At 66.7% G+C, this 24,876-nt stretch carries 20 protein-coding genes; 10 read left to right on the forward strand and 10 right to left on the reverse strand.

Annotated features, from left to right (window positions below; all coding sequences use genetic code 11):
- Positions 1 to 134: 134 nt before the first annotated feature.
- The 3 genes from HGI30_RS03470 to HGI30_RS03480 form a co-directional block, all read right to left on the reverse strand.
- Entirely contained in the window at positions 135 to 1,352 is a 1,218-nt protein-coding gene (locus HGI30_RS03470) for an ATP-binding response regulator (protein WP_168906382.1), read from the reverse strand.
- Positions 1,353 to 1,371: 19 nt separating this feature from the next.
- The gene (locus HGI30_RS03475) at positions 1,372 to 4,920 is read right to left on the reverse strand and encodes a response regulator (RefSeq protein WP_235680301.1); all 3,549 of its coding nucleotides are present in this window, start codon (positions 4,918 to 4,920) and stop codon (positions 1,372 to 1,374) included.
- A gap of 214 nt (positions 4,921 to 5,134) precedes the next feature.
- On the reverse strand, positions 5,135 to 5,851 hold the full coding sequence (locus tag HGI30_RS03480) for a lysoplasmalogenase (RefSeq protein ID WP_168906383.1): 717 nt from the start codon (positions 5,849 to 5,851) through the stop codon (positions 5,135 to 5,137).
- A 161-nt stretch (positions 5,852 to 6,012) separates the two neighbouring features.
- Between HGI30_RS03480 and HGI30_RS03485 the strand changes: the two genes are divergently transcribed.
- Both HGI30_RS03485 and HGI30_RS03490 read left to right on the forward strand, forming a co-directional pair.
- On the forward strand, positions 6,013 to 7,350 hold the full coding sequence (locus HGI30_RS03485) for a cytochrome ubiquinol oxidase subunit I (protein WP_168906384.1): 1,338 nt from the start codon (positions 6,013 to 6,015) through the stop codon (positions 7,348 to 7,350).
- A 4-nt stretch (positions 7,351 to 7,354) separates the two neighbouring features.
- Positions 7,355 to 8,377, forward strand: a complete 1,023-nt coding sequence (locus HGI30_RS03490) for a cytochrome d ubiquinol oxidase subunit II (RefSeq protein WP_168906385.1) — start codon at positions 7,355 to 7,357, stop codon at positions 8,375 to 8,377.
- Between the two features lie 197 nt (positions 8,378 to 8,574).
- Here the strand turns inward: HGI30_RS03490 and HGI30_RS03495 are convergent, their stop codons facing one another.
- The 5 genes from HGI30_RS03495 to HGI30_RS03515 all read right to left on the reverse strand — a co-directional run bounded on the left by HGI30_RS03495 (position 8,575) and on the right by HGI30_RS03515 (position 13,838).
- A complete protein-coding gene (locus HGI30_RS03495) occupies positions 8,575 to 10,035 on the reverse strand; it encodes a M20/M25/M40 family metallo-hydrolase (RefSeq protein ID WP_168906386.1) in 1,461 nt (486 codons plus the stop codon).
- Between the two features lie 180 nt (positions 10,036 to 10,215).
- Complete coding sequence (locus HGI30_RS03500; RefSeq protein WP_168906387.1) at positions 10,216 to 10,731, reverse strand: SRPBCC domain-containing protein; 516 nt, start codon at positions 10,729 to 10,731, stop codon at positions 10,216 to 10,218.
- A 278-nt stretch (positions 10,732 to 11,009) separates the two neighbouring features.
- Positions 11,010 to 12,539 carry a long-chain-fatty-acid--CoA ligase gene (locus HGI30_RS03505; protein WP_168906388.1) on the reverse strand — a complete coding sequence of 510 codons (1,530 nt, stop codon included), beginning with the start codon at positions 12,537 to 12,539 and terminating at the stop codon, positions 11,010 to 11,012.
- A 232-nt stretch (positions 12,540 to 12,771) separates the two neighbouring features.
- A complete protein-coding gene (locus HGI30_RS03510) occupies positions 12,772 to 13,101 on the reverse strand; it encodes an AzlD domain-containing protein (RefSeq protein ID WP_168906389.1) in 330 nt (109 codons plus the stop codon).
- Positions 13,098 to 13,838: an AzlC family ABC transporter permease gene (locus HGI30_RS03515; protein WP_168906390.1), complete on the reverse strand. Its 741-nt coding sequence runs from the start codon at positions 13,836 to 13,838 to the stop codon at positions 13,098 to 13,100. Before HGI30_RS03515 ends, HGI30_RS03510 begins: the two co-directional genes overlap by 4 nt.
- Positions 13,839 to 14,063: 225 nt before the next feature.
- On the opposite strand from HGI30_RS03515, the gene HGI30_RS03520 reads away from it, so the two are divergent.
- Positions 14,064 to 14,507 (forward strand): LURP-one-related/scramblase family protein, encoded by a 444-nt coding sequence (locus tag HGI30_RS03520; RefSeq protein ID WP_235680302.1) that lies wholly within the window; start codon positions 14,064 to 14,066, stop codon positions 14,505 to 14,507.
- Positions 14,508 to 14,553: 46 nt separating this feature from the next.
- Here the strand turns inward: HGI30_RS03520 and HGI30_RS03525 are convergent, their stop codons facing one another.
- Together HGI30_RS03525 and HGI30_RS03530 are read right to left on the reverse strand one after the other, a co-directional pair.
- A complete protein-coding gene (locus HGI30_RS03525; protein WP_168906392.1) occupies positions 14,554 to 14,925 on the reverse strand; it encodes a hypothetical protein in 372 nt (123 codons plus the stop codon).
- Positions 14,926 to 15,104: 179 nt separating this feature from the next.
- Positions 15,105 to 15,815 carry an MOSC domain-containing protein gene (locus tag HGI30_RS03530; protein ID WP_168906393.1) on the reverse strand — a complete coding sequence of 237 codons (711 nt, stop codon included), beginning with the start codon at positions 15,813 to 15,815 and terminating at the stop codon, positions 15,105 to 15,107.
- A gap of 281 nt (positions 15,816 to 16,096) precedes the next feature.
- On the opposite strand from HGI30_RS03530, the gene HGI30_RS03535 reads away from it, so the two are divergent.
- From HGI30_RS03535 to HGI30_RS03565, 7 genes are all read left to right on the forward strand, one after another.
- A complete protein-coding gene (locus HGI30_RS03535; protein ID WP_168906394.1) occupies positions 16,097 to 17,044 on the forward strand; it encodes a ribose-phosphate diphosphokinase in 948 nt (315 codons plus the stop codon).
- Positions 17,045 to 17,421: 377 nt separating this feature from the next.
- Complete coding sequence (locus HGI30_RS03540; protein ID WP_168906395.1) at positions 17,422 to 18,948, forward strand: sensor histidine kinase; 1,527 nt, start codon at positions 17,422 to 17,424, stop codon at positions 18,946 to 18,948.
- Positions 18,945 to 19,787 (forward strand): response regulator transcription factor, encoded by an 843-nt coding sequence (locus HGI30_RS03545; protein ID WP_328805237.1) that lies wholly within the window; start codon positions 18,945 to 18,947, stop codon positions 19,785 to 19,787. Before HGI30_RS03540 ends, HGI30_RS03545 begins: the two co-directional genes overlap by 4 nt.
- Positions 19,788 to 20,012: 225 nt before the next feature.
- A complete protein-coding gene (locus HGI30_RS03550; protein WP_168906396.1) occupies positions 20,013 to 20,546 on the forward strand; it encodes a thiol-disulfide oxidoreductase DCC family protein in 534 nt (177 codons plus the stop codon).
- Complete coding sequence (locus HGI30_RS03555; RefSeq protein ID WP_235680303.1) at positions 20,539 to 21,807, forward strand: DoxX-like family protein; 1,269 nt, start codon at positions 20,539 to 20,541, stop codon at positions 21,805 to 21,807. The genes HGI30_RS03550 and HGI30_RS03555 overlap by 8 nt, the downstream gene beginning before the upstream one ends.
- 360 nt (positions 21,808 to 22,167) lie before the next feature.
- Positions 22,168 to 23,022, forward strand: coding sequence for a DUF4166 domain-containing protein (locus HGI30_RS03560; RefSeq protein ID WP_407945007.1), 855 nt, complete (start codon positions 22,168 to 22,170; stop codon positions 23,020 to 23,022).
- Positions 23,023 to 23,340: 318 nt separating this feature from the next.
- On the forward strand, positions 23,341 to 24,417 hold the full coding sequence (locus HGI30_RS03565; RefSeq protein WP_168906397.1) for a phosphotransferase enzyme family protein: 1,077 nt from the start codon (positions 23,341 to 23,343) through the stop codon (positions 24,415 to 24,417).
- The last annotated feature ends 459 nt before the right edge of the window (positions 24,418 to 24,876 follow it).

Consider the following 24,876-nt stretch of genomic DNA (forward strand, 5'->3'; position numbering starts at 1 on the left):
TGGCGCAGGTACTTGAGTCGAGATCAGGCAAATAAGGAACAAATCCGATCCGGGCGGGTGTCCACGCTGCCGTCCGTCACGCAAAAAAAAGGAGCGCAGCATGCTGCGCTCCTTTTTTTGCGATGAAAAAACCGTCAGCCCTGCGCCTCGCCGTCCAGCGAGCGCGCCGCCCGAATCGTGAAGATGAACATCGTGCCGTCCCCGACCTGGGACGAGGCGGAGATCGAGCCGCCCATCAGCTCGACCAGCGTCTTGCTGATGGACAGGCCGAGGCCGGTGCCTCCTCGCCGCGCGGAGCCGCCGTCCAGCTGGATGAACGGCTGGAACAGCAGGTCCATCTTGTCCGGCGGAATGCCGATGCCGCTGTCCTCCACGACGAACTCCAGCTCCACCGATTCGTCGGAAGCTCCGCGCTCGTTGACGTAGACCTTCACGCCGCCCGCTTCCGTGTAGCGGATCGCGTTGGCGATCAGGTTGGCGAGCACTTGCTTGAGGCGGCCCGCATCGCCGATCAGCGTCCGGGACACGTCGGGGGCGAGGTAGGACTCCAGGCTGATGCCGCGCTCCTCGGCCATCGGACGGAACAGGTCGAGCGTATCGCCCAGCACGACCTCCAGCTCGAACGGCTGACGGTGCAGCTCCATTTTTCCGTTCTCCATCTTGGAGTAGTCCAGGATCTGATTGACGATCGTCATGAGCCCCTTGCCGCTCTTGTGGATCACCTCGGCGCTGTGACGCTCCTCCGGGGGCAGATTGCCCTCGAGCATCATCTCGGACATCGTCAGGATGCCGTTCAGCGGCGTCCGGATTTCGTGGCTGATCATGTCCAGGAAGCCCGACTTGACCCGGAGCGCGGCCTCCGCCTGCTCCTTGAGGGCGGTCATCTCCCGGTTGCGCGCCTCCAGCTCCTGCGTCCGCAGCAGCAGCTGGTCGCTCTTGCGCTGCAGCTCCTTGCGCGCCAGATGGAAGCTCGCGAAGGCGTCGATCTTGCTGAGCAGGATGTCGGGATGAAGCGGCTTCGTGATGTAGTCGATCGCGCCGGCGGAGTAGGCCTTCATGTAGTCCTCCAGCTCCGAGGTGAGGGAGGTGAGGAAGACGATCGGGATGTCCTGCGATTTTTTGCGCATCTTGATCCGCCGCGCGGTCTCGAAGCCGTTCATGTCCGGCATGAGGACGTCCATCAGGATGAGGGCGATGTCGTTCTCCAGCAGCGCCTTGAGGGCGAGCATGCCGGAGGTCGCGCCGAGCAGGTGGTACGGACGGTCCTGCAGCAGCGCCGCGATCGACGTGTATTCGTCCGGCCGGTCGTCGACCAGCAGGATGTTGACGGGAATATCCGATTGCCTGAGCATGAAAAGGGCACCTTTCTTTCTAGTTAATCAGCCAAGTCTTGAGCATCGTGACCAGCTGGGTCGTGTTGATCGGCTTGGGCATGTAGTCGGAGGCGCCCGCATCGAGGCAGCGGATGCGGTCCTCCTCCATCGCCCGCGCGGTAAGCGCGATGATGGCGAGGGCGCGGAAAGCCGGATCGGAGCGGATCGCGCGCATCGTCTCGTAGCCGTCCATCTCCGGCATCATGATGTCCATGAAGACGAGCTCGATATCCGGCTTCTCGCGCAGCAGCCGCACGGCCTCGCGCCCGTTTTGGGCGAAGAGGATGTCCATGTTGTAGCCTTCGAGCACGCTCGAGAGAGCGAAGATGTTGCGCATGTCGTCGTCGACGATGAGGATGCGCTTGCCCTCGAACGCGGCCGCGGGATCATGCAGCTTCTCGATGAGCTGCTGCTTGTCCGGCGGCAGGTCCGCGGTGCGCCGGTGCAGATACAGCGCGGTCTCGTCGTAGAGGCGTTCCATCGAGCGCACGTTCTTGATGACGATGCTTTCCGCGTATTGCTTGAGCTTCTGCTCGTCCTGGCGGCTCAGCTCCTTGCCGGTATAGATGATCGTCGGCAAGGTCTGCAGCTTGCGGTTGGTCTTGACCTGCTCCAGCAGGTCGAAGCCGGAGATGTCCGAGAGGCCCAGATCCAGCACCATGCAGTCGAAATGCTGCATCATCAGCTGCTCCAGCGCCTCGCGTCCGCTGCCGACGGCGGTGATGCGGACGTCGGGATGGCCGATGTAGGCGACGAGGCTATGCCGCAGATCGGCGTTGTCCTCGACGATGAGCAGGCTTTTCACCTTGCGCCGGACGTAGGATTCGATCTCCAGGAACGCCGTCGCCAGCTCGTCCTGGCTCGGCTTCTTCCAAAAGGACAACGCGCCGAGGCTGAGCGTCTGCTGATCCCGGTCCTCGGCCGAGATGACGTGCACGGGAATATGGCGCAGCTCGGGACGGCTCTTGAGCCGGGTGATGATCGAGCGGCCGTCCAGCACGGGCAGATCGGTGTCGAGCACGATCGCGTCGGGCTTGTACGCATGCGCGAGCGCGAGCCCTTGGTCGCCCTGGAAGGCGACCAGCGCCTTGAAGCCGCGCTTGCGGGCGAGCTGCAGCAGGATCGAGGCGTATTCGGCGTCGTCCTCGATGATGAGCAGCACGGCATCGCCGGGCTGCACGGTGTCGCGATCGTCCTCCATTTCCGAGAATTGCAGCAGCTTCGGATTGGAGATGGAGATGTCCGGGACAAACGATTCCATGAATTTGGCGGGGGCCGGAGCCTTCGTCAGCTCGGCGATCGAGATCGGCGCCTGAGCCGCGGCTGCGGCCTGGGCGCGGGCTTCGCTCGGAAGGACAGGCAGGACGAGCCGGAACCGGCTGCCTGCGTCCGGCGTCGACTCCGCCTCGATGCGGCCGCCGAGCAGCCCGGCCAGCTCGCGGCTGATCGTCAGGCCGAGTCCCGTGCCGCCGTACTTGCGGCTGGTCGTGCCGTCCGCTTGCTGGAACGCCTCGAAGATCGACTCCAGCTTCGCGGCAGGCACGCCGATGCCCGTATCCTTCACCTCGAAGACGATCTCGCTCGCCTCGGGCGCGCCTTGGCGGATGTCCAGAGAGACGGAGCCCTTGTCCGTGAACTTGAGGGCGTTGGAGAGCAGGTTGCGCAGAATCTGCTGCGCCCGGTGGCCGTCGGTCTCCAAGGTAGCCGGAGCGTCCGGCGCGATGCGGATGTCGAACGCAAGCTTTTTGGTCTGCGCCTGCTGCTCGAACGTCCGGTATAGCTGGCCCGCGATGATTTGAAGCTCCGTCGGCTCGATGACGGGCGTCATCTTGCCGGTCTCCAGCTTGGCGAGGTCGAGAATCTCGTCGATGAGCTGCAGCAGGTCCTTGCCGGAGGAGTAGATCGTGTGGATGTACTCCAGCTGCTTGCCGACGAGGTTGCCCGGCTTGTTCTCGGCGAGAATCTGGGACAGGATGAGCAGGCTGTTGAGCGGCGTCCGCAGCTCGTGCGAGACGTTCGCGAGGAACTCGGACTTGTGCTGGGCCGCGAGGTAGATTTCCTCCGCCTGCGCCTGGATCTCCAGCTTCTGGCGCTCGGTCAGCTCCGTCTGGGCGAGCAGCGAGCGGTTGGACGCCTCCAGCTCCTCCGTCTGCTCGCGCAGCTCCTCGGTCTGGGCGCGCAGCTCTTCCGACTGGGCTTCCAGCTCCTCGGTCTGGACCTGGAGCTCCTCGGCCTGCTGCTCGATCTCCGCTTTTTGGCGCGCGGTCCGCTCCATCTCCTGTTGAAGGTCGGCATTGGAAAGGCGCAGCTCCTCGGCCTGGCTGGCGAGGCTGTGCGCTTGCTGCTCGATCTCTTCTTTTTGAAGGAGCGCCAGCTCGCCGGCCTGCTTCAGCTCCTCGGTCTGCACGCGCAGCTGCTCGGTTTGGGCCGCCAGCTCCTCCGCCTGCTCCCGGGCTTCCTTGTACTGCCGCTCGATCTCTTCCTTCTGGCGGACCGTCGTCTCGCTCTCCAGCCGCAGCTGCTCGTTGGACGCCTCCAGCTCGAGCGATTGGAGGTGCAGCTGGTCGGTCTGGGCTTTGAGCTCCTCGGTCTGGGCCTGAAGCTCCTCGGTCTGCACCTGCAGCTCCTCGGCTTGGGTTTTAAGCTCCTCGGTCTGAGCCTCGAGCTCTTCCTTTTGGATCTGCGTCTCGCGCAGCAGCTCGTCGATGCGGGCGACGTCGGCGAGCGTGTTGATGAGGATGCCCATGTCGGCGCCGACGCGGCGGATAAGCTGGCGCTCCTTGCCGCTGAAGCCGCGGAAGGACGCCAGCTCCAGCACGGCGACGGCCTGGTCCTCGTACAGGATCGGCACGAGCAGCAGGTGGGACGGCTCGGCGGCGCCGAGTCCGGAGCGGATGCGGATGTAGCCCGGAGGCAGCGGGCTCCGCTCGAGCGTCTCGCGGCTCTCCGCGCACTGGCCGACCAGCCCTTGTCCGAGCCGGAGCGGCTCGGCGGGCAGCTCGGCCTCGTCCTGCGCGTAGCCCGCCGCGGCATAGTAGGCGCCGTCGGCACGCAGCGCGTACAACGCGCCGTAGCTCGCATCGACCGACGAGGCGAGCTTGGCGAGGAAGATGCGGGATGCCGCTCCGACCTCGATCGAGCCTTGCAGCAGGATGGCCATCTCCGATACGCGCGCGTTGAGCCACGCCTGCTCCTCGGCCTCGAGGCGCAGCGTCCGCTCCTGCTCCGTCTTGCGATGCAGGTGGTCCGCGACGCGGCGGAACGAGCCGGCGATGGAGCCGAGCTCGTCGCCAGGCGCGTCAGCGGCGGCGGGCTCGACCTGCTCGCCCCGCTCGATCTGGACGGCGATGCCGGCTACCTCGGCCAGGCCTCCCCGCATCCGCTGGCCGAGGCTGCGGTTATGCCAGGCGGCGACGGCGATGCCGGCCGCGGCGACGGCCGTCGAGACGGCCGCCAGCATCGGATCGGCCGTCAACCAGGCCAGTCCGATGAAATATGTCAATGTCAGGACGACGACGAGCGTGCTGATGGTGCTTTTATTTCTCAAGCGTTCTCACCTCCAGGGTTGAATCTAGGCATTCTTCTCATTATACCCTCTATGAACCTCGTACGAATAGGGAAACCGAGGGGAGGCAGCGGCGGGATCGAGAGGAAAAGGAATGCCGATGCCTGTACGTCAGGGAGGAATCGATGCAAGGCAGGCCGCGAAAAAGCGGCCGTCGCAAGGACGGCCGCTGCGGCGGGCCTGAAGGAGACGCGGCCTACCTATGGCCGGTGCGGCTGCCGAGGCCGCCCCGGCCGCTCAGGCTGCCGGCGATCAGGAACTGGGCGCCGTAATAGGTCAGCATGATAAGCGCATGGGAGAACGGCACGTCCGCCACGAACAGGTTCCAGGAGAGGACGGAGTCGGAGGCGACGAACAGCAGGCTGCCCGCGATCGCCCGCCGGTCTCCGGTCTGGATGGCCGACCAGGCCATCAGCGAGATGACGGCGACATACGCGATGACGGGCGCGATCAGGCCGTTCTGCCCGCTGTCGCGAAGCGCCTCCACGAGGCGCGAGCCCATGAAGATGCCGTAGGCGGCCAGCGGCGCGAGCGCGGCGATCCGCAGCGCCGAGAAGCGCATCCGCAGGAGGAAGGACGACAGGTAGAACAGATGGCCGATCAAAAAGGCGGTCAGTCCGACCGTGAACCAGCGCAGCGTGCCGTCGCCGACCGCGCAGAAGACGAGGCCGATCAGCCCGAGCGTCTGCCACGGCCGGCGCTCGGCCGGTAGCCGGCTCCAGGCGTAGGCGAAGATCAGCGCCATCGGGATGAGCTTGAACGTCAGCTTGACCGCTTCCGGCTCGGACGGGATGGCGAAGATGTAGACGAGCCCCGTGAGGGCGATGAGCAGAGGCAGGGCGAGTCCGGCTCCGGTCCGCGACGCGGACCGGGAGTCGGCGGGAGAGACGGGGTCGAGCTTGGGCGTAGGCATGGGCGTTCCTCCTGGAGGCGAGTAAGGGAGCATTTTTTGCAACCGTTTACCGTGATTATAAAGGGAGCTTGCGGTTTCGCCTAGGCCGAAAGCGGCGTCCTGCATAATTTTGGATGAATCGATCCATTCTAACGCCATCCGAAGGAAGGGAAGATCGTTTGATGGATCAAGTCCAATTGGCTCGCTCGCTGTTCGGTTCCTCCATGGCTTTCCATATCATCTTCGCCACGCTCGGGGTCGGTCTGCCGGTCATGATTATCGCGGCGGAGGTGCTGTTCCAGGTGCGCAAGGACGCCGATTACGCCACGATGGCGATGCGCTGGACCAAGGCGTTCGCCATCCTGCTCGGCGTCGCCATCCCGTCCGGCACGATCGTCGGCGTCATGCTCGCGCTGCTCTGGCCGGGCTTCATGGAGATCGTCGGCCAGGTCATCGCCCTCCCGTTCCAGATCGAGATCTGGGCGTTTTTCCTGGAGGCGCTGTTCATGTCCATCTATGTGTACGCGGCCGACCGGCTGAAGCCGTGGATGCGCATCGTGAGCGTCGTCTTCGTCTCGATCGGGGCGACCGGCTCGGCGGTGCTCATTACCGACGCGCATGCTTGGATGAATACGCCGCGCGGGTTTTCCATCGATGCGGACGGCGTCATCTCGAACGTCGACCCATGGGCGGCCGTGTTCAACCCGAGCTTTTTCGTCACGGCGGGCCATGTGGCGCTGTCGGGGTTCATGACAGGCGCGTTCGCCGTCGCCTCCGTCGCCGCTTGGAAGCTGATGCGCCGGGGCGTGACGCCGCGCGAGGCGTCCTACCACCGCAAAGGGCTGATGATCGCGCTCGTCATCGGGGCGGCCGCATCGCTCGGCACGGCGCTGAACGGGCACAGCACCGCCCAGATGCTGCATGTGCACGAGCCGGAGAAGCTGGCCGCGGCCGAAGGCCTGTTCGAGACGACCGCCTACGCGCCGCTGGCGATCGGGGGCATCGTGGACGAGGAGACGCAGTCGGTCAAGTACGGCTTCCATATCCCGTGGGCGCTCAGCTTCCTCGCCGGCAACAGTTTTAAAACGGTCGTGCGGGGGCTGAACGAGTTCCCCCGGGAAAACTGGCCGCCGCTGTTCGTCCATACGCTGTTCAACCTGATGGTCGTGCTCGGCTCGCTGCTCATCGTCATGAGCTTCGGGGCGCTCGTCTACTGGTGGCGCAGCCGCAAGCCGATGCCGCGCTGGATGCTCGGCGCGCTCGTGCTCAGCGGTCCGATGGCGCTGGTCGGCATCGAGACCGGGTGGGTGTTCAGCTGCAGCGCCCGCCAGCCGTGGACGATCTACCACATCCAGCGCACGGCGGACGCCGCCACCTCGGCGGGCAACCTCGGCAAGCTGTTCGTGCTGTTCCTCGGCCTGTACGCGCTGCTCATGGCGGTGACGATCCTCGTGCTCTGGTTCTATTTCAAGCGCAATCCGGTCAGCCGCGAGCTGTCCGGCATGGGACGGGGGGCGTAGGCGGATGAGCGATCCGACGCTGGCTATCCTCATCATCTGGCTGTTCGTCTTCGTGTACTCGATTCTCGGCTCGATCGACTTCGGCGCGGGCTTCTGGTCGATGGTGTTCGCCACGGCCAAGGGCGGCAGCGCCGCCGACATCGCCAACCGCTACCTGTCGCCCACCTGGAAGGTGACGAACGTGTTCCTCGTGCTGCTCGTCGTCGCGCTGGTCGGCTTCTTCCCGTTCGCCATGCCGGCGCTCAGCTCCATGCTCGTCGTGCCGGTCTGCCTCGTGCTTCTGCTGCTCGCGCTGCGCAGCACGTTCATGGTGTACGCGCAGATGTCGCCGCGCTACGTGCCGCTGCTGCGCGTCGTCTCCGGCGTGACCGGACTGCTTATCCCCGGGCTGCTGCTGACGGTGCTGCCGGTGACGCTGGGCGGATTCGTCGAGCTGAGGGACGGACATCTCGTCGTCAAGACGGCCGAACTGCTGACGAGCGGCACGCTGTATGCGCATCTGGCGTTCGGCATCGCCAGCGAGCTGCTGCTGTCGGCGGTGTTCCTGGCGGACTACGCCCGCGAGGCGGAGGACCTGGGGGCGTACCGGATCTATCGCCGCATCGCCATCACGATCGGACCGTTGACGCTGCTCACCGGCATGCTCGCCGCCGTGGCGATGCATCCCGAGGCGCAGTGGATCGTCGACCGCATGGCCGAGCGGTGGATCTGGTTCGCGCTGTCGGCGGCGAGCTTCGTCGCGGGCTTCAGCGCCTTGTACTGGAGGGGGCGGGGCGGCTGGACCGGCGTGCCGCGCGCCGCCGTCGTGCTCATCATCGTCCAGTACGCCTTCGCCAGCTACGGCTACGGCAGCGCGCATCTGCCCTACCTCGTCTATCCCCATCTGACCGTCGAGCAGGGCTTCACCAACCATGCGATGTTCGTCTCGCTGCTGGCCGGGTACGGCGTCAGCACCCTCGTGCTCGTGCCGGTGTTCATCTGGTTCTGGCTGCTGTTCCTCAAGGACAAGCGGTATTTGAAGCCCTGAGCCGGGTACGGCGGTTCTTTCGCTTGGGCGCACGGCGGGCGAGGTGTCGATCTCGTCGTCCCGCTGCACGTCCTTCTGTTCTAAAGGAATTCGCGCATGAAAAAAGCGGAGCCGCCGCACCGGGCTCCGCTTTTTCGGCATTCCGCCGGTCTTCCGTGCCGCTCCCGCCGACCGTCCTCGCCGCCGGCCCGATGCCGCTAGACGCTGCGGATGAGCCGGATGTAGAACTCGATGCCCTTGCCGAGGCTGCGGACGGGCAGCGACTCGTTGGCGGCATGGATCGTCTCGCGCTCCTCGCGGCTGAGCTCGTACGGCGTGAACCGGTACACGTACGGACAGATCGCCGCGAAATGCCGCGAGTCGCTGCCGCCGAGCATGACGTACGGCGTCACCGCCGCCTCGGGATACGTGCCGCGAATCGCCGCGGCTACGATCCGGTACGGCTCCTCCCGCGTCGTCGAGACAGGGGAAGGGTCGCCTGCCCGCACGATCCGAAGCTCGACGGCATCGTCGGCGATCACCCGGCGCATGCGCGCGGCGACGCCCTCGGCCGTCTCTCCGACGGCGACGCGCACGTTGGCGCCCGCTCTCGCCTCGGCGGGCAGGACGTTGGCCGCCGGGCTGCCCTGCAGCGTCGTCACGGCGATCGTCGTGGAGCTGAGCGCCCTCGTTTCCGGCGACAGCCGGTGGAACAAGCGCGCGAGCAGAGGCTCCAGCAGCCCTAGATTGGCGAACAGGATCCGATAGCCGAAGGAGGAGCGCCGGCCGAGCGTATCGAGCATGTCCCGCGTCGGCGGCGGGAAGAACGGCTTGGGCGGGCGGCGCTCCAGACGCCGGATCGCCCGCGCCAGCCGGTACGCCGTCCCGAGGCGAGGCGGCGCGGAGGCGTGTCCGCCCGCTCCGCGGACGATCAGCTCGAAGTCGCTGACGCCCTTCTCGGCGACGCCGACGACGGCGATCGGGCCGCGCACGCCGGGGAAAATGCCCTCCACGACGGCGCCGCCCTCGTCGACGACGAGTCCGGGACGGATGCCGCGCTCCTGCAGCAGGCGGACATGGGTCGGCGCGCCGTCGCCGGCGATCTCCTCGTCGTCGCAGAACGAGAGGTAGACGTCGCGCCGGGGCTGGAAGCCGGCTTGGATGAGCTGCTCGACCGCCTCGAGGATGCAGACGAGCGTGCCCTTCGTATCGATCGCTCCCCGTCCCCAGACGCGGCCGTCCGCGATCGCGCCGGAGAACGGCGGGTGAATCCAGCCCTCTTCTTCCGCAGGCACGACGTCGAAATGGGACATCAGCACGGTCGGCGCTTCCGCCTCCTCGCCCCTCCAGCGGTACAGCAGCGTGCGGCCGTTGACGATCTCCCTCTCCAGCGCCATATGGGCGGCGGGGTACAGCTCCGGCAGCAGGTCCAGCAGCGAGCGGAATTCCGCGCGTACGGCCGCCTCCGGCTCGCGGACCGATACGGTGCGCTTGCGGATCAGCAGCGACAGCCTTCCGGCGGCGGCGTCCGCGTCGACCGAGACCGGCTCGCCGCCGGAAGGGGACTCCAGGACGGCGGGATCGGGCCGGAACCGGGCCGCCCGCAGGAGCAGGACGGCAGCGAGGGCGATCAGGAGAGCGGGCAGGACGAGCACGAGCAGGAATGCGGGCTGGGGCATGAGAATCTCCGCCTTTGCGTCGGGAATGGGGTGGTTCGGATAGGTCCAACGTACCAACGCCCTCCGCGCGCGTCAACGGATAACATTCTCTTCTGGAGGGGGACAGGCGATCGGCGCTCTGTCCGGCGAAGCGAAAAGGACGATGCGCGCGGCATCGTCCTTCTCAGGCGACGATCAAACTCAGGCGGATTGAACGTCGGCCAGATGCTCCGCGAGCCGGTCCCATGTCTCGCGGATGCCTTGCTCCATCCCCATGTCGATGACGGTCTTGAGCTGCTCCGCCGTCTCGTAGCGGGTCTGGCTGATGACGACGGTGGAGCCGTCCCGCTCCTCGAAGCTGAGCTCCGTGAAGCTCGGAGGGAGCTCCTCGTTGATCGTGCCTTCCGCGTCCGAGAAGTAATCCGTATAGGAAAAGAAGTCCTGCGGCCGCGTCTCCTTATAGATCGTCTTGCCCCAGGATTCCATGCCGTAGAAGTCGCCTTGCGCCGGGTCCTCGCACTTCATGCAGTAGTGCCAGACGCCTCCAGGACGGAAGTCGATCCTGCACTCCGTCAGCGTCCAGCCGCGAGGGCCCCACCACTTCGTCAGATGCTCGGCCTCCGTAAAGGCGCGGAATACAAGGTCCTTCGGAGCGCCGAACGTCCTCTCCAGGATGAACTGGTTGCCTTCCACCCGAACGTGCATGGATGTTGCCATAATTGAACTCCTCCTCGAAAAAGGGTTGGATGATCGTACTCTGGTTCTCTGGTTCTCTGGTTCTCTGGATGCGCTAGCGGTTGAATCCACTATAGCTTGATTAGAATATTCCTGTCAAGGAATATTCTAAAAAAAGAATAAGAACCGGAAACAGGCGGGGCTGTGCCCGCCTGTCTTCGGCTCTTTCGGCCTTGCCGCGATGCTCCTGCGATGCTCTCGACGGCTCTTTGCCGGGACGGCCGCCGCGGGAGGCGGCGGGCTCCCGATCCGGCCCTGACCTAAGCCGGGGCGGACGGAGGCTGCTGCGCCTGCAGCTTGAGCGCCCGCCGGAGCGTCTTGCCGGAGCTGTTCTTGGGCAGCTCGGGGAGGAACTCGATCGACGTCGGCCGCTTGTACTTGACGAGGCTGCCGCTGCAGAAGGCGGCCAGCTCCTCGGCCGTCAGCGCCTCGTCGCTGCGGACGACGTACGCTTTGACCGCCTCGCCCTGCGTCACGTCCGGCACCCCGACGACGGCCGCCTCGAAGACGCCGGGATGGCGGTAGAGCACCTCCTCCACCTCGCGCGGGTAGACGTTGAAGCCGCCGACGTTGATCATGTCCTTCATGCGGTCGACGATATAGATGTAGCCCTCCTCGTCCATGCGGGCGATGTCGCCGGTGTGGAGCCAGCCGTCCCGCAGCGCCTCGGCGGTCGCCTCCGGCAGATTGTAGTAGCCCTGCATGACGTTCGGCCCCTGCACGATCAGCTCGCCGATCTCACCGCGCGGCACCTCGCGGCCCTCCGGGTCGACGATGCGGTTCGTGACGCGCGGGATGTCGACCCCGACCGAGCCGGGCTTGCGCTTGCCGCCGAGCGGGTTGAACGCCGTCACCGGAGCCGCCTCCGACAGGCCGTAGCCTTCGTAGACGACGACGCCGAACCGCTCCTCGACCTTGTGCAGCACCTCCACCGGCAGCGAGGCGCCGCCGGAGGAGCAGAGCCGCAGCGTAGCGAAGTCGGCGGCCGATGCACCCGGCACCTGCAGCAGATACGCATACATCGTCGGCACGCCGGAGAACATCGTCGCCCGCTGCTCGCGGATCGCGGCGATCGTCTCCACCGGGTGGAAGCGCGGCAGGATGACGATGCAGGCGCCGACCGCCAGCGGGGCGTTCAGGCAGACGGTCAGGGAGTAGATATGGAACATCGGCAGCACCGTCACGGCGCGGTCGCGCTCCGTCACCTCGAACATCGTATAGACCGATTCGGCGTTCGTCGCCAGATTGCGGTGGGAGAGCATCGCGCCCTTCGGCTTGCCGGTCGTGCCCGAGGTGTAGAGGATGACGGCGGTGTCCTCTTCCTTGATGTAAGCGGATTCAATCTGTCCGGCGCCGAGCTGCAGCAGTCGGGCAAAGGAAGCTTCGCCTTCTTCCTCTCCCACGTAGAAAGGCTGGATCGGACGGGGCAGCCGGGCCTGCAAGGCGGCGATCAGCGGCCTCAGCGGCGCGGCGGCGACGGCGGCGCGGGCTCCGCTGTCGGCCAGGATATACGCGAGCTCATCCGCCGTATAGGTCGGATTGACGGGCACGACGATCGCGCCGAGGCTGAGCGCGCCGTAGAGGGAGACGATGAACTCCGGGGCGTTGCCGAGCAGCAGCACGACCTTGTCGCCTTTGACGATGCCTTGGGCGGCCAGTCCGGCGGCGCAGCGCCGCACCTCCTCGATCAGCTCCGCATAGGTGGCGCTTGCTCCTTGGTAGACGTACGCTTCCCGATCCGGGAAGCTTGCCGCGCTGGTTTCGAGCGCTTCGACCAGGTTCCAGCTCATGCTTTCGATCAGCTCCTTTTTCCTCATGGTAGGCGGGGAAGGATCTGCGATGACTCACTGCCATCTTATTCGAGAAAGCGCTTTCGAATCCCTCCTGGGAACGAATGGGAAAAACCCGGCGCAAGGCGCGCCGGGCCGGAGCGGCGGAGTCCGGCCAAGGCGGACCCTCGCTTCGGGCAGAGGAGCGCATCCGACCGCGATGCGCGGTGCAGCCGGAAGGCGCTCCCGCCGTTCAGCCGATGCCGGCCAGGCGCAGCAGCGCCATCGCTGCGATGCCGACCGCGACGGTGAGCAGCAGGCTGCGCGTCCAAGCGGCGACGAGCAGGGCCGGCAGCAGGGCGAGCAGCGCCGGCAGGTCGAGCGCGGTCCGCCCGCCTTCGTGCATGAGCAGGCTCTCCATGACGAGCGCGCCGAGCAGGCAGAGCGGGATGAACGACAGCCACTTCCGCACCGGCTCCGGCAGCCGGAGGCCGCGGACGAGCAGGAAGGGCAGGATGCGCGGAAGCAGCGTGACGAGCATGCCTCCGAGAGCGGCGAGCAGCAGCTTGTCGGAGACGCTCATCGGTCCGTCGCGGCTCCCAGCGCGGCAGCCAGCACGGTGGAGACGAGCACGGCCAGATGCGAGGGCATGACCGGCAGGCAGGCGGCCATGACGGCCGCCACGCAGCCGAGCAGCAGCAGGCGATGCCGCAGCTTGCCGCGCGGAGCCTGCTGCAGCTGCAGCACGAGCAGCGCCGCGAACATCGCGGGCAGCGCGAAGTCCAGGCCGAGCGCCTCCGGATGCTCGATCCAGCGGCCGCCCGCCGCTCCGAGCACGCAGGCGGCGATCCAGCACAGGTAGGCGGTGACGTTGAGCCCGTCCATCCAGGCGCCGGACAGCCGGCCGGTCGCGCCGAGGCGGACGGTGGCGACGCCGAACGTCTCGTCGGTCAGCAGGGCGCCGAAGCCGAGCGTGCGCAGCAGCGGATACCGCGTCAGATGCGGAGCGATCGCCAGGCTCATGAGCAGATGGCGCAGATTGACGATGAACGTCGTCAGGATGACGGCGGAGAGCGGCGCTCCCGCAGCCAGCAGACCGACCATGACGAACTGGGCGGCACCGGCATAGACGAAGACGGCGAGCAGTCCGGCTTCCAGGACGCTCAGCCCGGAGCCGACAGCGACGATGCCGAAGGCGAAGCCGATGCCGAGGTAGCCGAGCAGCGTCGGCAGGCAGTCCCGGACTCCTTGGAGGAAGGAATCGGAAGCATTCGTCCCGGCGCCGGTCGAGGCGGAGGCGGATTCGTAGATGGATGGCATGGGGGCGGCCTCCTTGCTTGAAGTCTTTCCGGACGTTAGGCCGGACAACAGGCTTCATTATAGCAAGGAACGGCGGCAGGTGTCAGGAAGCGGCAGCCAGGAAAGGATATGGTATAATCTAGACGGGAAAGAGGATTTATCCAACTCATGCAATCGGGAGAGGATGGGAGCAGGATGGAGCTTTTTTTCAGGGATAATTTCTTCAGCTCGGGGGAGACCGAGATCATGGACGCTTCCGGTCAGCCGATCGGCAAGGTCGACCTGCGGAGTGCGTTCGGCTCCTCGATGGAAATTTACGGGGCCGCGGGCGAAAGCTTGTACGAGGGGCGATTCCCGGCCTTCTCCAGCAAATGGAGGGTCATGGATGCCGGCGGAGAAGAGATCGGACAGCTTCGCTGGAGGACGGCTTTCTTCACGAAGCGCTTCGAATACGACAGCCATGGCCGCGGCGTCTATCAGCTCACGTCGCCCGCCATGTCCAAGGAGTACGAGATCGCCGACGAGGACGGACGGATCGTGGCCCGATTCGAGCGGGTAAGCGGCTGGATGTCGGCCGGCGCGTTCCGCCTCGAATGCGGCGAATGCCGAATTCCGCCGCTGGAATGGGCGGCGGTCATACTCGGCATGAATGCGATGCAGAAGCAGGCGTCTGCGGCGGGAGGCGTCTGAGCAGGAAAATAGGAGATGTATCGGAGCGTCGATGCTGGAGCCGGCGCTAGAGCAGGCGGTAGCCGGCCGGCAGCGAGCCGGTGCGGCGAATCTCGCGGATCTGCGCGTCGGTCAGCGACTGGTTCGTCGAGATCAGCGACTCGACATCCTCGCCGCCGATCAGATCATCCAGATCGGGCAGGTTGCGCACCGAGCCCCGGTAGACGCGGTAGTTGCCGCGGAAGCGCGTCTCCGAGAAGACGACGAGCGTGGCGGTCGAGCTGGTGGAGAAAAAGCGGAGGCTTTCAAATCCGTCCAGGATGCGGTCCGTATCGCGGATGCCGAGGTTGCCGCGGTAGATGCGGCTGGCTCCGCCGTAACGCTCCTCGGAGTACACGGTGAGGCGGGGGTAGGTCTGGCTCGCTTGCACAGGTTTCATCAGGGGAATCTTCCTTTCGGATTGGCTTCCCTAGCAGATTATGATAGGAACCGCGAAAGGTTCGAGGCGTTTGCCTCGGAGGGATGTCCGGCCAGCGGCGGATGCTTCGGAGCGGCAGCGCGGCGGGGCTTTGCGGCCGGAGCCGCGCGCGAAATGCCGCGCAGCCCGGAACCGAGCGATCAGCCTTCCCGCACGGCGGCATCGTTCTCGGCGATCCGTCCCGGCTCCAGCACCGAGGCGTACAGCCCGAAGCTCAGCCCGAAGCGGTCGTTCATGACGCGCAGCAGCGAAGGGTCCCGCTCCAGGCTCTCCGGATCGTAATTAATTATAGAGCAGCGGCTGCATAGCGAGTCCACCTGCAGCAGCGAGCTGCCGATGCGCAGCCGCGCGCCGAGCAGCGACTCGTCGTCGAGCTCGGGATCGTCCGTCCTCAGCAGCAGGTTGGGCCGGAAGCGAAGCGCTTCCGCCTCCTTGCCCCATGCGGCCTTCAGCCGCCGCAGCGAAGCATCGGTGACGATCAGGACGCTGGCGGCGTCGACCGCCATCAAGCCGTTGCCTTCCCGGCCGGGAGCTCCTTCGCCGCTCATCGACATGCGCGTGCCCGTCACCTGCTCCAGCTCGTCCCCAAGGGCGGGCTCCCAGCGGTAAGCGGGACCGAGCGGGGAGGCGACGCGGACGCCTTCTTCCCCGTAAGTGGCTCGATACATCAGCAGGGCGGGGAACTTACGGGCGGTGTAGTAGCTGTTCCAGCCTTCCTTGGCCTCGTCGAACAGGCTGCAGAAGCGGTCTCCTTCCAGGCCGTACGATTCGACGGAGACGGCTTGCAGCCGCTCGCCTCCCATCGATTTGACGGGATAGCGCCAGATTTCGCTTGCTTGTCCGATCCGCATTCGTTCATCAGTCTCCTTCACATGGTCATAGGGCAGGCTGCAGGCCGAAGAGAAGACCCGCTTCTCCGCAGCAGGCCGCGGCCCGCATTTCGTTCTCTTGAGGAATGCCGCCGTTCCGCCGAGGCGAAGCGCAGCGTCCGCTTTTTCCCCATAGCCGCTTTACGCGGGCGGGATCAGGGGCAGCCGGACGTTTTTCCCGCGTGCGGACTGCAGTTTTGCCCCGAATGGGCTATAATGAGCAAAAGGGCTCATCCAATCGCGCGGGAGGGAAAGACAACCTAATGACGGATAAAGTGAAAATTTTCAGCGGATCGTCCAATATTCCGCTTGCCAAAAGCATCAGCGAGCAGCTCGGGCTGCCGCTCGGCGAAGTGACGCTGAGCCAGTTCGACAACGGCGAGCTGTACGTCTCGTACGGAGAGCCGATCCGGACCTGCCACATCTTCATCGTGCAGTCGCTCTCCGATCCGGTCAACGAGAACTTCATGGAGCTGCTGATTATGATCGACGCGGCCAAGCGGGCCTCGGCCAAGACGATCAACATCATCATGCCGTACTACGGCTACGCCCGCCAGGAGCGCAAGCGCCATCCGCGCGAGGCGATCTCGGCCAAGCTGGTCGCCGACCTGCTGCATACGGCCGGCGCGTCGAGGATCATCACGCTCGACCTCCATACGGCGGCGATCCAAGGCTTTTTCACCTTCCCAGTCGACCATCTGACCGCGCTGGACGAGCTGACCGAGCACATCCGCGCCAAAAATATCGAGAATCCGGTCATCGTCTCGCCGGATGCCGGACGGGCCTCCACCGCCGAGAAGCTGGCCAACTATCTCCAAGCGCCGTTCGCGATGGTCGTCACCAACCACGATCCGCATACCGGCGAGGAGAAGATGCATGTCATCGGCGACGTCAAGGACAAGACGCCGGTCATCATCGAGGACATCATCGACACGGGCCGCACGCTGTTCAACGTCGTCGAGAAGCTCGTGGAAAAAGGCGGCCGCGACGTCGTCATCGCCGCGACGCACGGCCTGTTCTCCGGCGACGCGCTGGACAAGCTCAACCATCCGCATATCCGCGAGATCGTCGTCACGGACTCCATCCTGCAGCAGTCCACGCCGAATGAAAAGCTGACCGTCATCCCGACGGCGGGCCTGTTCACCGAGGCGATCCGCTCCAACATCTACGGCGGCTCCATCGCCACCTTGTTCAAAAACCGCGGCATCTGACGCCGCGCCCTCAAGCCCTGCTGTCCGGACCGATCCGGACAGCAGGGCTTTTTGCCATGCGCGGGCTTGCCCGTCCGCAGGGCTCGGGTCCGTCCTTTCGGGAAGCAGCGGCGTCGTCTGGTCCATGCCGGTCTCCAGGGGCCAAGGGCGCAGCGACGATCTCGCGGCACCAGTATACCCCATTTTCATGCCGCTGCCGACGGCGATCGGGAGCGGGCTTCACTTTTCCGGCGGAAGCGTGCAGAAATCCGGAAAGGCCCCGGCTCTGCTCTTGTCTATCCGCAGCCGGGTCGGTAAAGTAAGTCTAGGACACGCGGCAGCGGCAGGAGAAACGCGGGCAAAGAACCGCAAACCCGCCCGAAGAGAGGAGGCCCGCGATGCTCATCTACTTCTTTGTTTTGCTGGCCGCCGGCGCGGCGGCGCTGCTGGCCCGGCCGCGCGAGGCGGAAAGCCGCTGGGCGGCGGCCTTTCTGATCCTGGCCTCGCTCGGCGGCGCCGCATCCTGGCTCGAGCGGGCGGGCCAGCCCTCATGGGCAAGGGCGCTGGAGCTGCTCAACGCCTGCCTCACGCCATGGGCGGTGCTGATGTTCGCGCTCGTGTGGAGCGGCTTGTTCCTTCGGCCAGGCACAATTCGGCGGGGGAGCGCGGGGAGCGGGGAGAGCGGGCGGCGCGGCGGACTGAGCGGAGAAGAACGGCGGAGCGCCGGGAGCGGATCGCGCGGAAACAGAGCGCACGGCGTCAGCGCCAGAGGCCCGTTCGTCGCCCTGGCGCTGCTGCTGCCGCCGCTAGCGTCGATCGGCGAAGCGCTGCTGCGGGGAGGCGGTCCCGATTACGGGCTGCTGCTCGTCTGGACCGCTCCCTATTATCTCGCCGCCTGCGCCGCGATGATTCTGGCCGTGCTCCGCGAGGCGCATCCGCTGAAGCGGCGCTCCCGGCTCATCATGGCCGTCATTACGGTGCCGACGCTGCTGGCCGTGCTCGGGCTCATCAATGTCGGGCGGGCGATCTCGCCGGACTTTGACTTTTTCCGCTATGTCTCGCTGTTCATCGTCTTCTCGATGGGAGCCGCGGTGGCCGGGCTGTTCCTGTACGGCGTGCTCGGCATCCGGCTGCGGCTGGAGCGCGACCCGCTGGAGAGCGCGATGCGCGCCGCCGGTCTCGGCGCGTCGATGCTCAACCATTCGCTCAAGAACGAGCTGGGCAAGATCAGCCTCGCCTCCGAGCTGCTGCGGCGGGAGCTGGAGCGCGAGGAGGTCGGCAGGGAGCCGGCGGCTTCTGGCGCGGAGAACGTGCCGGCGACGGCGCGTCCGCCGTCGGCGCCGGCAGCCGTCGGCGCCGAGCCGCTGCAGCAGATTCAGCGCTCCGCCAGCCGCATGCTGGAGACGGTGGAGCGGCTGCAGACGCAGCTCAAGGCGATCCGCTGGCAGGCGGAGCCGGTGCGGCTGCCCGAGCTGCTCGCGCGCGCGGCGGAGCGGAGCGCTCCGCTCGCCGCCGCTCGCGGCGTCCGTCTGATGGTCCGGACCGAAGGCGTACCGCACGTCGTGCTGGCCGATCCATTTCACCTGGAGGAGTCGCTCGTCAATCTGCTCGCCAACGCGATCGAGGCGACGCCCGCCGGCGGCGAGGCGGCGCTCGGGGCGCTGCGGTTGCGCCGGCGCCTGCTCATCCGGGTGGACGATACCGGCGGCGGCATCGCGGCGGAGCGGCCGGCGCAGGTGTTCGAGCCGTTCTACAGCACCAAGAGCGGACGCATGAATTACGGCATCGGGCTGTCCTACGTGCATCAGGCGATGCGGATGGCGGGCGGCAGCGTGCGGCTGCAGCCCCGGGAGGGCGGCGGCACGAGGGCGGAGCTGCGGCTGCCGCTGCTCGGCGGTCAGAGCGGAGAGGAGGAGACACGATGAACGAGTCGGATGCGGGCTCCCGGAGCGGAGCCGCCGAGGCGGCGAGCGGCGCGTCGGAACGGAACGGCCGGGGCGCAGAGCGCCGGGACGACCGCGTCATGCGGGAAAGTGGCGGCGGGCGGGAGGCTGCCGCGCCGGATGCCGCCGCGCCGGATGCCGCCGCGCCGGATGCCGTGCCCGATGCCGCGCCCGATGCCGCGCCGATCCGGCTGCTTATCGTCGAGGACGACCCGGAGTGGGTGCGCTCCATGACGCTGTACCTGGAGATGGAGCCGGACCTGACGGTGGCGGGTTGGGCATCGGGGCCGGACGAGGCGCTCGAGGCGGCCCGCTCGCTGGGCTTCGACGCGGTGCTGCTGGACATTCAGCTGGGCGACGGCGTGCGGGACGGCATCTCGGTCGCGGCCGATCTGCTGGAGCTGCGCGAGGTGCCGATCGTCATGCTGACCTCCGTCGGGGACGAGGCGATGATGACGCGCTCGTTCGGGGCGGGGGCGGCGAGCTATGTGGAAAAAAGCCGCTACGCCGACTTGCCGGCCGCGATCCGCGACGCGGTGCGCCGTCCGGCGCCGATGCAGGCTCTGCTTAAGGAATTCCGCCGCCTGAAGCGGGAAGAGCGGCTGCAGCCGCTGACGCCGGCGGAGCGCGAGGTGTTCGAGCTGATCGAGGACGGGCGCACGCAGGCCGAGATCGGACGGAAGCTGTTCAAGAGCGAGAGCACGCTCAAGAACCAGGTGAACCGCATCCTCAAGAAGCTCGGCGCGAGCTCGAGCCGCGAGGCCGTGCGCCGGCTGCGCCGCGGCGACGACGGCGGACCGGACGACGGGGAGCGGCGTTAGGCGAGACTGGAGCCGGAGGAAGGAAGAGGACGATCGGACGAGCCCCGGGCGGCCCGCGTGCGAGGCTTGCTTCGGCAGGCCTTTTTGGCGCTGCGCGGGGAGCAGGCCGGCGGGGGACGGCATGGGGCCTATGAAACAGAGGCCTGCCGGGTCGGCAGCCGCAGCGCTACAATGAAAAAACACCAAGGAAAGCCGGAAGGCGGTCCTGCGAAGGGAGGAAGAGGCATGGCAGAGAGGAAAGCCGTTGCGCTGGTGGACGGAGAGTGCGCGCTGTGCGGCGGGCTGGCTCGGTTCGCGGCGAAACGAGAGCGCGCGGGCGGACTCCGCTTCGCGGCCCTCCAGTCCGAGGAAGGGCGGTATCTGCTGCGCGAGAACGGACTCGACGCGGAGCGCGTGGACAGCTTCGTGCTGCTCAAGGACGGGCGCGCCTACGAGCGTTCGTCCGCCTCGCTCGAGCTGCTCGGGCTGCTGGACGGCGGCTGGCCGCTGCTGCGCGGCCTTCGCCTCGTGCCGCGGCCGCTGCGCGATGCCGTCTATGACGCCGTTGCCGCCGTCCGGCATCAGCTGGGGCGGGCGGCTCGGCTCGGCGAGCCGATCGGCGTGCAAGGCGCCGCCTGCTCCGTGGAGCAAGGCCGCGAGCTGAGCGGGCGGCTGCTGCAAGGCATGGAGCAGGCCAGGGCGTTTCGACTCGAACAGGCGCGGCTGGCCAAGGATCAGGCAGCGGCAGGATCGGGGACGGGAGGCGAAAAAGATGCGTGAGAGGCGGATCGCGGCTGCGGCTGCGACGGAGGCTTCCCGCCAGCTGGAGCGGATGGAAGCTCCGGCGGAGGCTGGAGTCGGGACGGCCGCTGCGGAGTCGCCGGGGAAGGCTGGCGTCCAGGCGGCCGCTGCGGAGTCGCCGGGGAGGGCTAGAGTCGGGACGGCCGCTGCGGAATTGCCGGGGGAGGCAGGAGTCGGGACGGCCGCTGCGCAGTCGCCGGGGGAGGCAGGAGTCGGGACGGCCGCTGCGGAGTTGCCGGGGAAGGCTCGCCGCCCCGTCGGCAAGCCTGTATATGTCGAGCTGGCCATGCGCTGCACGCTCGAGGAGCTTTGGCGGCACACGCAGCAGCCGGAGCTGCATGAGCGCTGGGACGCCCGCTTCAGCTCGATCCGCTACCTCCCGCGCGGGGAGGGCGAGGCGCAGCGCTTCGTGTACACGACGCGGATCGGCTTCGGGCTGGCGATCGAGGGCAGCGGCGCGACGCGCGAGCGGACCGGTCCGGATGGCGTGCGGGTATCGGCGCTGCAGTTCCAATCTCCGCAAAAGCTGTCGCTCATCCGCAGCGGCGCCGGCTTCTGGCGGTATGAGCCGGGCGAGCGGCCCGGCGAGCTGCGCTTTTTGACTCGCTACACGTACTCCACCCGGTTCGGCGTCGTCGGAAGGCTGCTCGACCGCTTCGTCTTCCGGCCGCTCATGGGCTGGGCGACCGCCTGGAGCTTCGACCGGCTCCGCCTCTGGCTCGAAAAGGGCTGGCCCCCCGAGCTGACGCTGCGCCTCGCGCTCGTGCACGCCGTGACGGTGGCGCTTCTGTCCGGGCTCTGGCTGTACGAAGGCCTCGTGCCCAAGCTGCTGCTGCCGTCGCCGGAGGAGCTGCGCCTGCTGCATGGCCTCGGCTTCGGACCGGAGGCGGCCCGCGCGTCGCTGGCCGCGCTCGGAGTCGGCGAAGCCGCGCTGGGAGCGGCGCTGCTGCTGGGGCGGTCCGCCGGGCTGCTCTGCTGGCAAGGCGTCCTGCTCGCCGTGCTGGCCGCCGGGGCGCTCGTCTCCCGCCCGGAGCAGCTGGCCGAGCCATTCAACGCGCTGACGCTGACGCTGCCGATGCTCGGCCTCACGGCAGTCGCGCTGCTGGCGCGGCCGTTCGCGCCGCGCGCCGGCCGCTGCCGCCGCAGGCCGTCGGCCGCCGGAGCGGCTCAAGGCCGCTCGGATACCGATTCGTCCAGCCGCTCCCTCGATGGTACGGATGCCTCTATAAATGAACGATGACCTGCGCCATGCTGGCGGGATCGCCCGTCGAGTGCTGGAGCACTCCCCATTCGAGGCCGCTCCGGATGCGAGCGACTTGTCCTGCGCTTAGACCGCTTAGACGCCCATTTTGCTTAACTTCATCATGCTAACGACTCCTTATGCGCTTAGACGCCCATTCTGCCGTGCTTCAAATTGCCAACGACTCCACATGCGCTTAGACGCCCCGATGACCTCGTTTCCCCCCGATTTTACGCATGTTTTCGATTTTAAGCGTTTCACCCGTCGCTACAAGTTTGCATAAGCCCTTTCAGGCCTTCTAACGAGCTGATTCGTCGCAAGCTTCCGGCGCCTTCCACTCTCTTCGAAAGGAGATTCCCCATGATTCGTCTTCCCGCCGATTTCACCGCCTCGAGCGCTTCGCGCGGCGTCGCTGCGCTCGCTCCGGGCAACCGTCTTCATTCCGACGCTATGCCGGACTCCGTCATCCTCCTGTCGACTCCCGCTGCTCCCGATGCTCCCGACGCGCAGCGAGTCCCCTTCGGGCTGGACGAACACCCGCGCTCCATCTACGAGCGGGCGCTCGGCCCCCGCTTCGCGGAGCTCCATCCGCGCATCCGCGAGCGGTTCTCGCTGCACAGCCGTTCGGGGCTGGCCGCGGTCGGCACCGGCGTCATGCACGAGGTTTGGCATAACCGGCTGGCCGCCCTTCCTCTTTGCATCGGGACGACCCGCCACATCATGTTCCCGCAGAGCGGCCGCGACGTGCCGTTCACGATCCGCAACTACGCCTACCGCGACCGCCTCGGCCGCGAGACGGTCACCTGGATCCGCTCGTTCCGCTTCGGCCGGCAGGAGCGCCGCTTCGACGCGACGATGATCTTCAGCCGCGAGCGCGGCTGCATCGTCGACTATCTCGGCAACCGCCAGCATCTGGCGGTGGACATCGAGGCGGAGCCTTCGGAGAGGGGCGGCATCCGCATCCGCTCCGGCGCGCAGCGCTTTTACGAGGGCTGGCTCGGCTTCCGGTTCCCGGAGCTGCTGACGGGCGTGGCCGACGTGCATGAATGGTACGACGAAAGAGCCTGCCGCTTCCGCATCGAGGTGCGGGTGCGCAATCGGCTGCTGGGGGACGTGTTCCGCTATGACGGCAGCTTCGCGAACGAGCTGATGGAGATCGGCCAGGCGCCTCCGCCTGCAGACGTGCTGCCGCTTCGCACCGAAGGCCGCGAGTAGCGCGCCGGAGCTCGGCCTTATCTTCTGTCGTTCGGCTCGCTGTTCTCCTGCTGCTTACAGCCGTTTCGCCCGCCATCGGTCCTGCTGCCGAGCTCGCTCGCTGTTCTTCTCCTCCTTCCAATCGACCTTCTTCCCGCCGCTGCGCTCGCCGCGCTGGCTCCGCTCCTTCCGCTATAGTCGTTTTTGCCCTGCACCTCCTCTTCCTTGGAAGGGGAGGTTCGTTTACGATGGTAGGAAAGCCGGACAGCGGTCCGTTCTCGGCCTTCCGCCGCCCTCGGCATCCGCGTGTCCCATCCTATGACGACAGGAGAATCCCTCATGGAAGCTAGCGTATCGATTCTGTTCACCGCCGATATCCTCGCCCGAGCCGCCGAAGCGTTCGGGCTGTCGGGAGAGCCTGCCAAGCTGGGCGACTTCGAAAACTACCTCTTCGAGCTGCAGGACCATTCGGGAGAGCCGGCAATTCTCCGCCTCACCCACAGCAGCCACCGCAGCGCGGCGCAGCTGGAGGAGGAGCTGCGCTGGCTCCGCCATCTGGCCGCTTCGGATCTGGCCGCGGACGTCGCCGCCTGCGTGCCCGCGCTCTCCGGCGAATGGGTCGTGCCGCTGGAGGCCGCGGACGGCAGCGAGTTCTTTGCCAGTCGGTTCCGCAAGGCGCCGGGCGCACGCGCCGCCGCCGGCCCGGACGGCTGGAATCCGGCGCTCGTGCGCGAGTGGGGCGCCGTCACCGGCCGCCTGCACCGGGCCAGCGCCTCGTATGAAGCCGTTCAGCCGAGGCAGCATTGGCAGGAGGAGGAGCTGACCGCGAACCGCGGACACTACCTTGCCGGCGAGCCGGAGCTGCTGAGCCGGTTCGATGCCGTTTTCGAGGAGCTGGAGCGGCTGCCTCGCTCGGACAGCAGCTACGGCCTTATCCACGGCGATATCCACCACGGCAACTTCCATGCGCATGAAGGCAAGCTGACCGTGTTCGACTTCGATGACGCGGAGTACAACTGGTTCGTGCATGATCTGGCGATTCCGCTGTACTACGCGCTCAGCGGAGCGGCGGTCCAGCAGCTGCCGGAGGACGAGCGCGAGGCGTATGCGGCTGCTTTTTTCCGTCCGTTCTATGAAGGCTACGCCTCCGAGCACGAGCTGGACCTGGACTGGCTGGAGCGGGTGGGGCTGTTCATGCGGATGAGGGACCTCGTTCTCTACACCGTGCTGGCCAAGAAGCTCGACGAGTCGGAAAAGGTCGGCCGCATGGCCGACTGGATCGCCGAGATCCGCGCCCGCATCGTCGCCGGCGAGCCGATCTCCAAGCTCGACTTCCGCGCGCTGGCGGGAGAAGCGGCCGCAGCATCGCCGGAGGCGGCGTTTTTCGCGGAGATCCTGGAGCGGGAGTCGAACTAGCTTTTGGGAACAAAGGCTGCGCGCTTCGCAAAGGAGCATCGTGCTTGGCCTCTCATGTTCCATGCCGAATCCAAGGCATAAACCTGCCCTGGATCCGGCGATTCGGCCCATCGGGCCGGATCCAAGGCACAAATCTGCCTTGGATCCGGGTTAATCCGGCTCAACGGCCACAACCAAGGCACAAACCTGCCCTGGATCCGGGAATTCGGCCGTACGGGCCACAACCAAGGCACAAACCTGCCCTGGATCCGGGAATCCGGCCGAACGGCTCCAACCAAGGCACACGCGTGCCTTGGTTTTTTGCCATGCCCTTCCAGCCTAGTACAGCTGCCTCGCGTCCAGCCTTGACCGCGGCAAAAGAAAACGCCGCGCTGAAAGCGACCTGCCGCCTTCGCCCCGATAGGCGAAAGAACCCGATCAAGCAGCACCGCCGCCCGCTCCCGCCCGGCCAATCTTTTA

The organism is Paenibacillus albicereus (assembly GCF_012676905.1).
GTDB lineage: Bacteria > Bacillota > Bacilli > Paenibacillales > Paenibacillaceae > Paenibacillus_O > Paenibacillus_O albicereus.